This window comes from Streptomyces sp. NPDC048441 (assembly GCF_043200235.1).
In the GTDB taxonomy this organism is placed as follows: domain Bacteria; phylum Actinomycetota; class Actinomycetes; order Streptomycetales; family Streptomycetaceae; genus Streptomyces.
Genome location: NZ_JBICXM010000002.1, coordinates 741,950 through 756,602 on the forward strand (window position 1 = coordinate 741,950; position 14,653 = coordinate 756,602).

Annotated in this window: 13 protein-coding genes; 12 read left to right on the plus strand and 1 reads right to left on the minus strand. The window is 70.1% G+C overall.

Annotation, left to right across the window (positions count from 1 at the left end):
* Nucleotides 1-187 precede the first annotated feature (187 nt).
* The 7 genes from ACGFSB_RS07550 to rbsD all read left to right on the plus strand — a co-directional run bounded on the left by ACGFSB_RS07550 (nt 188) and on the right by rbsD (nt 8,370).
* Nucleotides 188-979: an alpha/beta fold hydrolase gene (locus ACGFSB_RS07550; RefSeq protein ID WP_393395507.1), complete on the plus strand. Its 792-nt coding sequence runs from the start codon at nt 188-190 to the stop codon at nt 977-979.
* Complete coding sequence (locus ACGFSB_RS07555; protein WP_393395510.1) at nt 976-2,259, plus strand: cytochrome P450; 1,284 nt, start codon at nt 976-978, stop codon at nt 2,257-2,259. The genes ACGFSB_RS07550 and ACGFSB_RS07555 overlap by 4 nt, the downstream gene beginning before the upstream one ends.
* Before the next feature lie 175 nt (nt 2,260-2,434).
* Nucleotides 2,435-3,451 (plus strand): LacI family DNA-binding transcriptional regulator, encoded by a 1,017-nt coding sequence (locus tag ACGFSB_RS07560; protein WP_393395512.1) that lies wholly within the window; start codon nt 2,435-2,437, stop codon nt 3,449-3,451.
* Complete coding sequence (locus tag ACGFSB_RS07565) at nt 3,448-5,043, plus strand: sugar ABC transporter ATP-binding protein (protein WP_393395515.1); 1,596 nt, start codon at nt 3,448-3,450, stop codon at nt 5,041-5,043. Before ACGFSB_RS07560 ends, ACGFSB_RS07565 begins: the two co-directional genes overlap by 4 nt.
* Entirely contained in the window at nt 5,033-6,982 is a 1,950-nt protein-coding gene (locus ACGFSB_RS07570) for a substrate-binding domain-containing protein (RefSeq protein ID WP_393395517.1), read from the plus strand. The genes ACGFSB_RS07565 and ACGFSB_RS07570 overlap by 11 nt, the downstream gene beginning before the upstream one ends.
* A gap of 72 nt (nt 6,983-7,054) precedes the next feature.
* Nucleotides 7,055-7,984 (plus strand): ribokinase, encoded by a 930-nt coding sequence (locus ACGFSB_RS07575; RefSeq protein ID WP_393395520.1) that lies wholly within the window; start codon nt 7,055-7,057, stop codon nt 7,982-7,984.
* The gene (gene rbsD, locus ACGFSB_RS07580; RefSeq protein WP_393395523.1) at nt 7,981-8,370 is read left to right on the plus strand and encodes a D-ribose pyranase; all 390 of its coding nucleotides are present in this window, start codon (nt 7,981-7,983) and stop codon (nt 8,368-8,370) included. Before ACGFSB_RS07575 ends, rbsD begins: the two co-directional genes overlap by 4 nt.
* On the opposite strand, the gene ACGFSB_RS07585 is transcribed toward rbsD, so the two are convergent.
* Complete coding sequence (locus ACGFSB_RS07585) at nt 8,367-9,323, minus strand: kinase (protein ID WP_393395834.1); 957 nt, start codon at nt 9,321-9,323, stop codon at nt 8,367-8,369. The two genes, rbsD and ACGFSB_RS07585, sit on opposite strands and share 4 nt — an antisense overlap.
* Nucleotides 9,324-9,459: 136 nt before the next feature.
* Here ACGFSB_RS07585 and ACGFSB_RS07590 point away from each other — a divergent pair, with 136 nt between their 5' ends.
* The 5 genes from ACGFSB_RS07590 (at nt 9,460) to ACGFSB_RS07610 (ending at nt 14,651) form a co-directional block, all read left to right on the plus strand.
* On the plus strand, nt 9,460-10,449 hold the full coding sequence (locus tag ACGFSB_RS07590) for a pyridoxal-phosphate dependent enzyme (protein WP_393395525.1): 990 nt from the start codon (nt 9,460-9,462) through the stop codon (nt 10,447-10,449).
* Between the two features lie 68 nt (nt 10,450-10,517).
* Complete coding sequence (locus tag ACGFSB_RS07595) at nt 10,518-11,345, plus strand: Rossmann-like domain-containing protein (RefSeq protein ID WP_393395837.1); 828 nt, start codon at nt 10,518-10,520, stop codon at nt 11,343-11,345.
* A gap of 41 nt (nt 11,346-11,386) precedes the next feature.
* Nucleotides 11,387-12,625, plus strand: a complete 1,239-nt coding sequence (locus tag ACGFSB_RS07600) for an MFS transporter (RefSeq protein WP_393395527.1) — start codon at nt 11,387-11,389, stop codon at nt 12,623-12,625.
* Between the two features lie 174 nt (nt 12,626-12,799).
* Nucleotides 12,800-13,870: a FecCD family ABC transporter permease gene (locus tag ACGFSB_RS07605; protein WP_393395530.1), complete on the plus strand. Its 1,071-nt coding sequence runs from the start codon at nt 12,800-12,802 to the stop codon at nt 13,868-13,870.
* Nucleotide 13,871: 1 nt separating this feature from the next.
* Nucleotides 13,872-14,651 carry an ABC transporter ATP-binding protein gene (locus ACGFSB_RS07610; RefSeq protein ID WP_393395532.1) on the plus strand — a complete coding sequence of 260 codons (780 nt, stop codon included), beginning with the start codon at nt 13,872-13,874 and terminating at the stop codon, nt 14,649-14,651.
* Nucleotides 14,652-14,653 lie beyond the last annotated feature (2 nt).

Sequence of the window (14,653 nt, forward strand, 5' to 3'; positions counted from 1 at the left end):
CCGTCCACCAAGTTTCCCCATTCCGCGCGACACACACGGCTCCCTCGCGACCCCCTCCCCCCGGCGGCCCGCTTCCCTATGACGCTGTGCGCCCTTGCGGTACACGTGGGTTGGGGCCACGGTTGTTCGCGGGCCCGACCGACCGGCCCCTTTCCCGACGTTGACGTTGACGCTGATCGGAGTAGCCGTGGCCTCCTTCCCGCTTCCCCATGTCGTGCTGGGTGAAGGGCCCCACAAGGTGATCGCCGTGCACGGCTGGCTGGCCGACCGCTCGGCCTACGCCCCGGTGCTCGCCGACCTCGACCTCGCCTCGTTCCAGTACGCGGTGGTAGATCTGCGCGGGTACGGGGACGCGAAGGACGCCACCGGCACCTACACGACCACCGAAGGGGCCGCGGATGTCGTCGGCCTGGCCGACCGCCTCGGCTGGGACCGGTTCTCGCTGGTCGGCCACTCGATGGGTGCCAGTGTCGCCCAGCGGGTCCTCGCGAGCGCCCCGCACCGCGTCCGCAGGCTGGTCGGCGTCTCACCCGTACCCGCGTCCGGCCTCGACCTCCCGCCCGAGCAGTGGGAGCTGTTCTCCGAAGCCGACCGCCTGCCGGAGAACCGCCGCGCGATCATCGACTTCACCACCGGCGGCGTACGGCCCGCGGCCTGGCTCGACCGCATGGTCGCGCGCTCCCTCGAGGTGAGCGACGCGAAGGCCTTCCGCAGCTGGCTGGACTCCTGGGCCCGCGAGGACTTCCACGACCTCATCGAGGGCTCGACCGTGCCGGCGCTCGCGGTGGTCGGGGCCCAGGACCCGGCGCTCGGGGCGGATCTGATGCGCCGGACGTGGCTGCGCTGGTACGGGCGCGGCGAACTCACCGAGCTCGGCGAGTCGGGCCACTACGCGATGGACGAGACGCCGCTGGCGCTTGTCCGCGCCGTGGAGGACTTCCTGCGGGCGGACGGCGAGGGCGGCGACGGCACGTCATGAGCGGCGGTGAACTCGCTTCCGTGGCTGCCGTACCCGACGTGTTCGACCCACGGCAGTACGCGGCCGGAGTCCCCCACGACCGCTACCGCGTACTCCGTGACAGGCACCCCGTCGCCTGGCAGGACGAACCGCAGGTGCTCGACTGGCCGTCCGGCCCCGGCTTCTGGGCGGTCACACGGCACGCGGACGTGGTCCATGTCCTCAAGGATTCCAGCACGTACTCCTCACACCTGGGCGCCACCCAGATCCGCGACCCGGACCCGGACGACCTGCCGTTCATCCGCCGCATGATGCTCAATCAGGACCCCCCGGATCACGGACGGCTCCGGCGCCTCGTCAGCCGCGCCTTCACGCCAAGACGCGTGGAGCGCTTCGAGTCCCTGGCCCGCGACCGGGCCCGCACCCTGCTCGCCGCGGCGGTGAACCGGGCCCGAGCCTCCGACGGCACCTGCGATCTCGTCACCGACGTCACCGACGACTACGCACTGCTCAATCTCGCCGATCTCCTCGGCGTGCCGGAGAGCGACCGCAGCCTGCTCCTGAAGTGGACGCAGCGCGTGATCGGCTATCAAGACCCCGACGAGTCAGGCGAGTTGAGCCGCGGCCTGGACGGAAAGCCGCTGAATCCGCGCTCACCCGCGATGCTGCGTGACATGTTCGCGTACGCGCAGGACCTGGCGGCCCATAAGCGCCGCGAGCCCGCCGACGACATCATGACCACCCTGGCGACGGACCCCGAACTGACGGCCCCCGAGCTGGAGATGTTCTTCTTCCTGCTCACCGTGGCGGGCAACGACACCGTACGCGGTGCGGCACCCGGCGGCCTCCTCGCGCTCGCCGGGCATCCGGACGAGTACCGCCGCTTCCACGAGGGCGAAGCCCCGATCGCCACCACCGTGGACGAGCTGCTGCGCCACCACCCTCCCGTACTCTCGTTCCGCCGCACGGCCACCCGCGACACGGTGCTGGCAGGCCAGGCTGTAGGCGCCGGAGACAAGGTGGTCGTCTTCCACGCATCGGCGAACCACGACGAACGGGTCTTCACGGACCCCCACCGCCTGAACCTGTCCCGCACCCCGAACCCCCACGTCGCCTTCGGCGAGGGCCCGCACGTCTGCCTGGGCGCACATTTCGCGCGCCTCCAACTCCGGGTCCTGTACGAGGAGTTCCGCACCACGCACCCCACACCTCCCCAGCTGGCGGCCCCGCCGAGGCGCCTGGTCTCCAACTTCATCAATGGCCTGAAGTCGCTACGGCTCCAGGTGCCGGCCGCACGCTGAGCGGGCGCTACGAAGTCCGCGGCAGAGCCCCCAGGGGCGCCCCGGACCACCCCCCGCTCATCTGAGCACCTCACGTCACAATCAGGTCTCGCTACCCCTCCACCCCCTTGCATCCCACCCGTGTAATCGATTCCAATCCTCCGTGTAATCGATTCCACAAGGAGGTGGACCGGCGATGGCGAGCATCAAGGACGTCGCGGCCGAGGCAGGCGTATCCGTCGCCACGGTCTCTCGCGTCCTGAACAGTCACCCCTCGGTGAGCCCGGCGGCCCGTGCCCGCGTTCTCGCCGCGATAGAGGGCCTCGGCTACCGGCCGAACGCCGTCGCCCGGTCGCTGCGCACCGACCAGACCCGCACGCTCGGCCTGGTCATCAGCGACGTGCTGAATCCGTACTTCACGGCCCTGGCCCGTTCCGTCGAGGAAGCGGCCCGCGCGCTCGGCTACAGCGTGATCATCGGCAACGCCGACGAGCGGCCCGAGTTGCAGGACCACCATGTGCGCACGCTCCTGGACCGCCGGATCGACGGCCTTCTGGTCTCCCCCACCGATGGCGGCTCCCCGCTGATGCTCGACACCGCGCGCTCCAGCACCCCGATGGTCTTCGTGGACCGGTGGATCCCCGGCGTGGACGTCCCCGTCGTGCGGGCCGACGGCCGCGCCGCCGTACGTGACCTCGTCGCCCATCTGCACACCATCGGCCACCGGAAGCTGGCCATCATCGCGGGGCCCGCGGCCACCACCACGGGCAGCGAGCGCGTCGAGGCCTTCCGGGACGCGCTCGGCGCGTACGGCATCCCGCTGCCCGACGACTACATCGGGCAGGGCGACTTCCAGGCCGACAGCGGGCGCCGGGCCACCGAGCGGTTCCTCGCACTGCCCGAACCGCCGGAGGTCGTCTTCGCCGCCGACAACCTGATGGCGCTCGGCGCGCTCGACGCGATCCGCGCCCACGGTCTGCGCGTACCGCACGACATCGCGCTCGCCGCGTTCGACGACATCCCGTGGTTCGTGCACACCGATCCGCCGATCACCGCCATCGCCCAGCCCACCGGCGATCTGGGCCGGGCAGCCGTGCAGGCCTTGGTCGACCGGATCGAGGGCAGGAGCCCGCAGTCCGTCACCCTGCCCGCCCGTCTCGTCGTACGCCGCTCCTGCGGCGAGCCCCCCATCGACCCGAGGAGCACCACGTGAGCACACCGGACGAGGTGCCGCGCACCGCGGCCCGCGACGCGGACGAGTTGCTGCGCATCGAAGGCATACGCAAGACCTTCCCCGGCGTCGTCGCGCTCGACTCCGTCGACTTCGACCTGCGCCGCGGCGAGGTGCACGTCCTGCTCGGCGAGAACGGCGCGGGCAAGAGCACGCTCATCAAGATGCTCTCCGGCGCCTACCGCCCCGACAGCGGCCGCATCCTCGTGGACGGGAAAGAAGCCCGCATCCATGGCGCGCAGGACGCCGAACGGCTCGGGATCGCCACGATCTACCAGGAGTTCAATCTCGTACCCGACCTCACCGTCGCCGAGAACATCTTCCTGGGGCGCCAGCCGCGCCGCTTCGGGATGATCGACCGGAAGACGATGGAGGCGGACGCCGAGAAACTCCTCAAGCGGGTCGGCCTCCAGGTGTCGCCGCGCGCCAAGGTGCGTGAGCTGGGCATCGCCCGGCTCCAGATGGTCGAGATCGCCAAGGCGCTCAGCCTCGAGGCACGCGTCCTGATCATGGACGAGCCGACCGCCGTGCTCACCTCCGAAGAGGTCGACAAGCTCTTCGCGATCGTGCGGCAGCTGCGCGCGGACGGTGTCGGCGTCGTCTTCATCACCCACCACCTGGAGGAGATCGCCGCGCTCGGCGACCGCGTCACCGTCCTGCGTGACGGCCGCAGCATCGACCAGGTGCCCGCGTCGACCGACGAGGACGAGCTCGTACGGCTGATGGTGGGCCGGAGCATCGACCAGCAGTATCCGCGCGAACGCCCGGACACCGGGGGCGCGTTGCTCACCGTCGAAGGGCTCACCCGCGACGGCGTCTTCCACGACGTGAGCTTCGAGGTGCGGGCCGGTGAGGTCGTCGGCCTCGCCGGACTCGTCGGCGCCGGGCGCACCGAGGTGGCGCGCGCCGTCTTCGGCGCCGATCCCTACGACGCGGGCTCCGTCGACGTGGGCGGTGAGCGGCTGCCCCGGCACGACGTGAACGCCGCGATGGGCGCCGGCATCGGCCTCGTACCGGAGGACCGCAAGGGCCAGGGGCTCGTGCTCGACGCCTCCGTGCAGGAGAACCTGGGTCTGGTGACGCTGCGCTCGGCGACCCGCTCCGGGCTCGTGGATCTCAAGGGGCAGCGTGTGGCAGCCGCCGGGATCGCCGAGCAGCTCGGTGTCCGGATGGCCGGGCTCGGCCAGCACGTGCGCACGCTCTCCGGCGGCAACCAGCAGAAGGTCGTCATCGGGAAGTGGCTCCTCGCCGACACCAAAGTACTGATCCTCGACGAGCCGACCCGCGGCATCGACGTGGGCGCGAAGGTCGAGATCTACCAGCTCATCAATGAGCTGACGGCCTCCGGACACGCGGTCCTGATGATCTCCAGCGATCTGCCCGAGGTCCTCGGCATGAGCGACCGCGTGCTCGTCATGGCGCAGGGCCGCATCGCGGGCGAACTCACGGCGGACAGCGCGACTCAGGACGCGGTGATGGCGCTCGCCGTCAGCACCACCGTCAACACCGCCGTCAGTAGTACGGCAGTTCAGACAGACGAAGCAACCGAAGGGAAGGCCTCCCGTGGCCACTGAAACGCTGAAGAGCAACGCGGGTGGCGCCACCGGTCTCCGCCGCATGTTGCTCGACAATGGCGCGCTGAGCGCCCTGGTCGTCCTGGTGGTGGCGATGTCGCTGCTCTCCGGCGACTTCCTCACCACCCAGAACCTCCTCAATGTGGGCGTGCAGGCCGCCGTCACCGCGATCCTGGCGTTCGGTGTCACGTTCGTCATCGTCTCGGCGGGCATCGACCTGTCGGTCGGCTCGGTGGCCGCGCTCTCCGCGACCGTCCTCGCGTGGACGGCGACTTCACAGGGTCTGCCGGTCTGGCTCGCGGTGATCTTCGCCGTCGGCACCGGCATAGCGTGCGGATTCGTCAACGGGCTGCTCGTCTCGTACGGCAAACTCCCGCCGTTCATCGCGACGTTGGCGATGCTCTCGGTGGCCCGCGGTCTCTCCCTGGTCATCTCGCAGGGCAGCCCGATCGCGTTCCCCGACTCGGTCTCCAACCTCGGTGACACGATCGGCGGCTGGCTGCCGGTCCCGGTCATCGTGATGATCGTGATGGGTCTGATCACGGCCGTCATCCTGGCCCGTACGTACATCGGCCGTTCCATGTACGCGATCGGCGGCAACGAAGAAGCGGCCCGCCTCTCCGGCCTGCGCGTCAAGCGGCAGAAGCTCGTCATCTACGGCCTCGCCGGACTCTTCGCCGCCGTCGCGGGCATCGTCCTCGCCTCGCGTCTCGTCTCCGCGCAGCCGCAGGCCGCGCAGGGGTACGAGCTGGACGCGATCGCCGCGGTCGTCATCGGCGGCGCGAGCCTGGCGGGCGGCGTCGGCAAGGCGTCGGGCACCCTGATCGGCGCGCTGATCCTGGCGGTCCTGCGCAACGGCCTCAACCTCCTCTCGGTGTCGGCCTTCTGGCAGCAGGTCGTGATCGGCGTCGTCATCGCGCTCGCGGTGCTTCTCGATACGTTGCGCAGGAAGGCGGGGGCGACTCCCGGAGCCTCCTCGGGGGCGTCCGGCGCGGGTGGCGGGCGCAAGGGACCCCAGGTCCTGAAGCTCGGGATCGCCGCCGCCCTGGTGGCTGCCGTGGTCGGCGCCGTCTCCCTCTTCAACAACGGTTCGTCCGGCACGACGACCAAGGTCGGCATGTCGCTCTCCACCCTCAACAACCCCTTCTTCGTACAGATGAAGGAGGGCGCGCAGGCGGAGGCCAAGAAGGCGGGCATCGACCTCACGGTCACCGACGCGCAGAACGACGCGTCGCAGCAGACCAACCAGCTACAGAACTTCACCGGCGAAGGCGTGAAGTCGATCATCGTCAACCCGGTCGACTCGGACGCGGTGGGCCCCGCGGTGCGCACCGCCAACAAGTCGGACATCCCGGTGATCGCCGCCGACCGCGGCGTGAACAAGGCGAAGGCGGCGACGCTCGTCGCATCCGACAACGTGGCGGGCGGCAAGCTGGCCGCCAAGACCCTCGCGGAGAAGCTGGGCGGCAAGGGCAAGATCGTGACCCTGCAAGGTGTCGCGGGCACGTCGGCGAGCCGCGAGCGCGGCAAGGGCTTCGCCGAAGGCATCAAGAAGTACCCCGGCATCAAGGTCGTCGCCTCCCAGCCCGCGGACTTCGACCGCACGAAGGGCCTGGACGTCATGACGAACCTGATCCAGTCCAACCCCGGCATCGACGGCGTCTTCGCCGAGAACGACGAGATGGCGCTCGGCGCCGCCAAGGCCCTCGGCGGCAAGGCGGGCAAGTCGGTCTCCGTGGTCGGCTTCGACGGAACTCCTGACGGTATCAAGGCAGTTGAGGCGGGCACGCTCTACGCGTCCGTGGCGCAGCAGCCCAAGGAGCTCGGCCGGATCGCCGTGCGGAACGCGGTGGACGCGGCGCGGGGCAAGGATGTCGACACGATGGTCAAGGTCCCGGTGAAGGTGGTCACGGAGAAGAATGTTGCCGACTTCTCCTGACTCCGTCTCATCCCCATCGCCGTATCCAGGCACGAGCACGAGCACGCGCACTAGCAGGAGCAGGATTCAGAGATGCCTGACCATGATGACGACGCCTCGTACGACCTCCTGGTCGTCGGTTCGGCCAACGCCGACCTGGTGATCGGAGTCGAGCGCCGCCCCGCCCCCGGCGAGACGGTCCTCGGCTCCGACCTCGTCACGCACCCCGGCGGCAAGGGCGCGAACCAGTCGGTCGCGGCGGCCCGTCTCGGTGCCCGTACCGCCCTGCTCGCGCGGGTCGGCGACGACGCGCACGGCAGGCTCCTGCTCGAATCGCAGCGCGCCGCGGGCGCGGACACGGTCGGCGTCCTGGTCGGCGGGGCGCCCACCGGCGTCGCGCTGATCACCGTCGACCCGTCGGGCGACAACAGCATCGTGGTCTCGCCTGGCGCCAATGCCCGGCTGACCCCCGAGGACATCCGTGCGGCGGGCAGTCTGCTCGCCGCGTCCCGGGTGATCTCGACCCAGCTGGAGATCCCCATCGAGACGGTCACAGAGGTCGTACGCACCCTGCCCGCCGCCACGCGCTTCGTCCTGAACCCCTCGCCACCGGCCCCGCTGCCACCCGAAGTCCTCGCGGCGTGCGACCCGTTGGTGGTGAACGAGCACGAGGCGCGCTACATCCTGGGCGGCTCCGCCGCCGGGCCCTCCGACACCCCGGAGGACTGGGCGCGGGCGCTGCTCGCCCTCGGCCCCCGCTCGGTGGTCATCACTCTGGGCGCGGAGGGTGCGCTGACGGCAGACGGCGTCAACTCCCCTACCCGCGTGCCGAGTCCGAAGGCCGACGCGGTGGACACGACGGGCGCGGGCGACGCCTTCACGGCGGCCCTCGCCTGGCGCATCGGCCTGGGCGACGACCTCCCGACGGCGGCGGCGTACGCGGCACGCGTCGGCGCGGCGTCGGTCACCCGGCAGGGCGCGCAGGAGTCGTACCCGACGGCTGAAGAGGTCTTCCCCGCATGAAGAAGACCGGCATCCTCAACCGCCATCTCTCCGGCGCCCTGGCCGAGTTGGGCCACGGGGACACGGTCCTGATCTGTGACGCGGGAATGCCCATACCGCCGGGCCCGCGGGTCGTCGACCTGGCCTTCCGTGCAGGCGTCCCGTCCTTCGCCGAGGTCCTCGACGGGCTGCTCGCCGAGCTGGTGACGGAGGGCGGCACAGCGGCGACGGAGGTCCAGGATGCCAACCCGGCGACGGCCGGGCTCCTGGCCTCCCGCGTCACGCCCCTCACCCTGATCCCGCACGAGGAACTCAAGCGGCGCACGGCGACAGCACGCCTGGTGGTGCGGACCGGCGAGGCCACCCCGTACGCGAATGTGCTGCTGCGGTGCGGGGTGTTCTTCTAGCGCTTCTGGTAGCTCCCCTGGTTCGCGAAACTCAGCGTCCGGTACACCGTCACCCCACCCGCGAGCTCCCCGCACGCCTGCGCCGCCGCACTGACGCGCTGGGTGTACGAGGGGTCGCGGGTGTCGAGCAGGATGCCCAGCGTCGTACCGCTGTGCGCCACCGCGACCCCCAGGCCGCCGACCTCCCGGCAGATCTCCCGCATCGGCTCCAACGACCATTTGTGGCGCAGGAGTTGATTCATCTCCGCGCTGCGGGTCGCGACCCGGCCCACCTCGGCCAGGTCGCTTCGGTGAACGGCGCGGGACAGGCGGTCCAGGAGCCGGGCGTACTCATGGTGGTCGGCCGTCGTGAACGGCTTGGGGATGCGGTTGAAGTCGACGGTGTCGACCGAGCCGCCCTCGTCGATCCCCACCACGGCCATGACCGGAAGTGATCCGAGGACGCGGCGCAGGCGCACGCTGCGGTGATGGAACGCGACGATCGCCGGGTAGAGCACCCCGTCCGTGGGCTCGATGCCCGCGAGCAGCCGCTCGATCCGGGACGGCGGCATCTCGACCCCCAGCGCCTGCCCCACCGCCCGCGCGGTCGCGACCAGGTCGGCGGACGAGCTCGCAAGGCCCTTCCCCTCGGGGATCACACTGTTGACGTGGAGGGTCCCCCCGGTCGGCAGCCCCGTCCGCCGGGCCGCCAAATCACTGATGGTGCGGGCCAGTTGGAGCGCCTTCGTCTTTCCTCCCGGCCTGACCACCACATCCCTCGCGCCGGGCTCCTGCCGGAACGTGGCCATCGTCCAGCGCGCGACGGGCAGCGTCACCAGGAAGTCGCCGTCCTCCTCGGGCAGCACACCTTGAAGCAGTTCGCCGAATGTCCCGAAGGCCGTGCCCACTCCGGTTCCGGCCGACCCCGCACATGACAGGCCGGACCGCCGCCCGGCCTTCTGCTCCTGGGACAGCTTCACAGGTCTCCTCGCAACGTCTCGACGCCCCCGTCGCCGACAGGCTGCCACAACACTATTCGTCTTGACAATCATTTTCATCTAGTGTGATGCTCTCGGCTCGGCGACCGATCGACAGGGGGCAGCGGCAGACATGCACGACCACATAGCCGAAGCGGTGAAGAGACCCGATCTCATATCCATCGAGCCGGACTTGATTTGTCTCCGGTTCGAGACGATGAAGATCTATTCGGCTCTGGGGGCGGTCCGTCACCTTCTCGAATCGGGTGCCGTGAAACCGGGCGACACTCTCATCGACAGCTCCAGCGGAATCTACGCACAAGCTCTGGCACTCGCCTGTCACCGCTATGGAATGAAGTGCCACATCGTGGGTTCCACGACGGTGGACCGCACCCTGCGCATACAGCTGGACATACTCGGCGCCACCCTTGAGCAGGTCGCACCGTCCAAGAATCTCCGGCTCGACCAGGAGCTGAGAGTGCGGCGCATCGCCGAGATCCTCGAGGCGAATCCGTCGTACCACTGGATGCGGCAGTACCACGACAGCATTCATTACTACGGCTATCGCGAAGTGGCCGAGACGATCGACACCGAGGTCCCCGCGGGGCCGCTGGCCCTGGTCGGCGGGGTCGGATCGGGGGCCTCGACCGGCGCCATCGCCGCCTATCTGCGGGAGGCGGGCCGGGATGTGTCGCTCGTCGGCGTGCAGCCTTTCGGCAGTGTCACCTTCGGCTCGGAGCATGTCGCCGACCCGGACATGATCATTGCCGGGATCGGCAGCGCCATCGAATTCAAGAATGTCCGGCACGAGGCGTACGACCGTGTGCACTGGGTGAATTTCGACTGCGCGGTGTCCGGCGCGGTCTCGCTTCTCAGGACCAGCGGCATCTTCGCCGGGCTTTCGGCCGGGGCCGCCTATCTGACCGCTCTCTGGGAACAGCGCCGCGACGATTCCCGTACGTACGTCTTCATCGCGGCGGACACGGGCCACCGCTATGTCGAGAGCGCCTACGCGAAACACGCGCAGACGCCGGACATCGACACCTTGAAGCCGCATGAGATCACCTCGCTCGACGAGCTGAGGCACCCCTGGTCGACCACTTCCTGGCCCGACCTTCCATGACCACGTCCACCACCACGTCCACCACCGCGTTCACCACCGCGTCCATCACCACACGGAGAGAACTCCCCATGTCACACCCCGAGCCGCACCCGCCCCATACCGTCGCGGAACTCATCGACGCCGTCCTCGCGGGCGACTTCGGCCCCTCCCCCGAGGACCTCTCCGTCACCAGCGCGTTCTGGCTGTACAACACCACCCGCCTCGCGGGCAGCCACGTCACCTACCACAACCACTACTTGCTGCTCCGGGTCGGCACCGCCTTCGGCGCCTGTTCCTTCGAGGCCGGTGAACTCGCCCCGGACTTCTGCGAGAACGCCTCCGGGAACTCCCTCGCCAAGCTGCTGCGCGCCGAGTCCACTCCCGTCCGGATCGCCGCGCTCGACGCCTATCTCGCGCAGGTGGTCCCGCACCGGGACTCCGCAGGAGCCGAGCGCGTCATGCTGCCCACCGGCACCCCTGAGGTCCGGGCGAAGGCACGTGACGCGGCCGTCGCCGGACTGCTCGACATCGAGCACGGCGCCAAGGTGGCGCTGATCGGCGTGGTCAATCCCCTGGTCGCGGCGATACGTGAACGCGGCGGCATCTGCCTGCCCTGCGATCTGAATCTCCGTACGACCCAGTGGGGCGACCGGATCACCGACGACATGACCGAGGTCCTGAAGGAAGCCGACGCCGTGGTCGCCACCGGCATGACGCTGAGCAACGGCACCTTCGACCTGATCCTCGCGCACTGCCGCGAGCACGAGGTGCCCCTGGTGGTGTACGCGCAGAGCGGCAGCGCCGTGGCCCGCGCGTTCCTGCCCGCGGGGGTCACCGGACTCTCCGCGGAGCCCTTCGCGTTCTCGCAGTTCAGCGCCGACGAGACGCCGCTCTACCGCTACCGGGAGGCGGCGTGAGCGTCGGCTCCAAGGATGGCGTCAGCTCCAAGGATGCTGAAGTGGCTTCCCGGACCTCCCCGACCGACGAGGAACTGCCCGGCGACCTGCGCATGGCCCGCACGCTGTGGCCCGTCCTGATCGCCTCCGCGGTCGGCCTGCTGCCCTTCACCGTCTTCAGTACGTATCTCGTACCCATGGCCGATGACGCGGGAAGCAGCGTCGCCACCCTCGGCGGTCTGCGCGGACTCGGCGGACTCGCCGCCCTGTTGGTGGGCACCGCGCTCGCCCCGCTGATCGACCGCGTGCGCAAGGAGTGGGCCGCCGCCGGCGGTCTCGCCGCGCTCGGCCTGTCCGCGGCGCTCGGCGCCAGCGGGGACTTCATCCTGCTCGCCGTCTTCTGTCTGCTCGTCGGCGCGAGTACGTCGGTGCTGAACCCGGCGCTCACGGCCGCCGCCGCCGACCGCTTCGGCTCGGGCAGAGCGGCCGGGCGCGCGGCGACGCTCGTCACGGCGACTCAGTCGATGACCGCGATGCTGGCGGCGCCCGTCATCGCGCTGCCCGCGCTGTTCTGGGGCTGGCAGGGCGACCTGTACGCCGTGACCGGAGTGTCGCTGCTGCTCGCCGCGGTCTTCTTCGTACGGGGCAAGGACAAGCCGGTCGAGAAGCGGGCGGACTCCGAACGCCTTGGCTACATCGCCTCGTTCAAGGCGCTCGGGGCGATCCCCGGTGTCGTGCCGCTGCTGCTCATCGCGCTCCTTCGCACCGCGGTGTTCATGGGCTACCTCTCCTATCTGGCGGCCTACTACGACGACCGGTTCGACCTCGACCCCGCGCTCTTCGCGTTCGTGTGGACGTTGTCCGGCGCGTCGTTCTTCGTGAGCAATCTCCTCACGGGGCGGGTCACCAACTCCGCCGAACCCCGCGTCGGCACCGAGCGGATGCTGGCCATCGGACTGGTCGCCGCGCTCGTCTCGGTTGTGGGCTTCTACTTCACACACTGGCTGCCGCTGGCCCTCGCGATGACGTCGCTGCACGCGGCGAGCCACGCCGTCGTGGCCGCGTGCGTGATCAGCCTGCTCGTCCGGCGCTGCGGGGCGCGGCGGGGCGCGGCCCTGAGCGTGAATGCCGCGGGGATGAGTCTCGGGGTGTTCGTGGGCGCGGGGCTCGGCGGGCTCGGGCTCGGGCTTGCCGGGTATCCGGGGATCGCCGTGGTCTTCGGGGTGCTGGTGGGGGTGGCGTTGGTGGCTGCGGGGCTCGTGCTGAGGGCTGGGGCGGTGGAGGAGGCCGCCGCCCCCTGAGCGTTCCTCTGCCGTGCCGTGCCGTCGATCGCCTGCGGCGCCATCGTGGCTGGTCGCGCAGTTCCCCGCGCCCCTTGAGGGCGCCACACAACGCCTGGCTTCGTCCAGTCTTCCCGGCATCTCACTTGACCACAACGCACCTGTCTCCGACCCGACTTGAAAGGTCAGACTGTCATGCCACCGCCCGTCGTACGGAGCCGGCTCGCCTCCCCAGCAGGCCTGGCGGCAGCATGTGCCGCGCTCTTCGTCACCCTCATCGCCTCCGTCGTCGTGGCCATCGGCCTCGGCTCCGCTGTGGTCACGCCGGGCGACACCGCCCGGCTGCTGTGGGCGGCGTTGAGCGGCGGGCGCATCGATGCCGATGAAGTGACGACGTATCAGATCATCTGGCAGATCCGCACACCCCGTGTGCTCCTCGCGGCACTCGTGGGCGCCGGTCTCAGCGCGGTCGGCGTCGCCATCCAGGCGCTCGTGCGCAACGCGCTCGCCGACCCCTACGTCCTCGGCGTCTCGTCCGGTGCCTCGGTCGGCGCGGTCGGCGTCACGGTCACGGGCGGGCTCGCGGCGCTCGGCATCTACGCGGTGTCGGCGGGGGCGTTCATCGGCGCGCTCGTCGCTTCCCTTCTCGTGTACGTCGCGTCGGCGAGCCGCGGTGGCGGGCTCTCGCCGCTGCGGCTCGTCCTGACGGGCGTGGCCATGGCGCTCGGCTTCCAGGCCGTGATGAGCGTGATCATCTACTTCGCGCCGGACAGCGAGGCGACCAGCATGGTCCTCTACTGGACGATGGGCAGTTTCGGCGCCGCCACCTGGGGCGCGCTGCCCGTCGTGGCGCTCGCCGTGCTGCTCGGCCTTGCCGTGCTCCACCGGTACAGCAGGGCACTCGACGTCCTGGCGCTCGGCGACGAGACGGCGACGAGCCTGGGCATCAACCCCGACCGGCATCGCAAGGGCCTGCTCCTCCTTGCCTCGCTGATCACCGGGGTGATGGTCGCGGTGAGCGGCGCGATCAGCTTCGTAGGCCTGGTCATGCCGCATCTCGTACGCATGGTGGTCGGCGCCACGCACGCACGGGTGCTCGCTGTCGCGCCGCTGGTCGGGGCGGTGTTCATGGTCTGGGTCGACCTGGTGTCGCGGACCCTTGTGGCGCCGCGCGAGCTGCCGCTCGGGGTGATCACGGCGCTTGTCGGGGTGCCGGTGTTCGTCGCACTGATGCGGCGCAAGGGCTATATGTTCGGGGGCCGTTGAGATGCGACTCGAACTCGACGGACTCTCCGTGACGATCGACGGCAAGCTCCTCGTCCGTGACCTGTCCCTGGAGGTGGGCAGCGGCCAGGTCGTGGGCCTGGTCGGCCCGAACGGCAGCGGCAAGTCCACCGCCCTCAAGTGCGTCTACCGCGCGCTGCGTCCGAGCTCCGGCGTCGTGCGGGTCGGCGACGACGACCTCTCCCGCCTCTCGCCGCGCCGTGGCGCGCAGGTCGTCGCCGCGATGGCGCAGGACGGCACGGTGGACCTCGACTTCACGGTGGCGGAGGTCATCGCCCTGGGCCGCGCACCCCATCTGCGCGGCAACCAGGCGCTCAGCGCGCGCGAACGGGAGCTGTGCGAGCGGACGACAGCCCGACTCGACCTGACCCGCCTCGCCGACCGCGGCGTACTCACCCTGTCGGGCGGGGAACGCCAACGCGTCCTGCTGGCACGGGCATTGGTCCAGGAACCGCGAATCCTGGTCCTGGACGAACCGACCAACCACCTCGACGTACGCCACCAGATAGAGCTCCTCTCACTCCTGAAGGGCTCGGGTCTCACCGTCCTCGTGGTCCTGCACGACCTCAACCTCGCGGCGGCCGCGTGCGACCGCGTCGGAGTGCTTTCCGGCGGCGAGCTGGTGGCCGCGGGGACCCCGGAGGAAGTGCTCACCACGGGCCTTGTCGACGAGGTGTTCGGCGTCAAGGCCAGCGTGATCAGCCACCCCCTGACCGGCGACCCGCAACTTCTCTACGCACTGAGCCCCTCGGCTCCCCTCTGAAA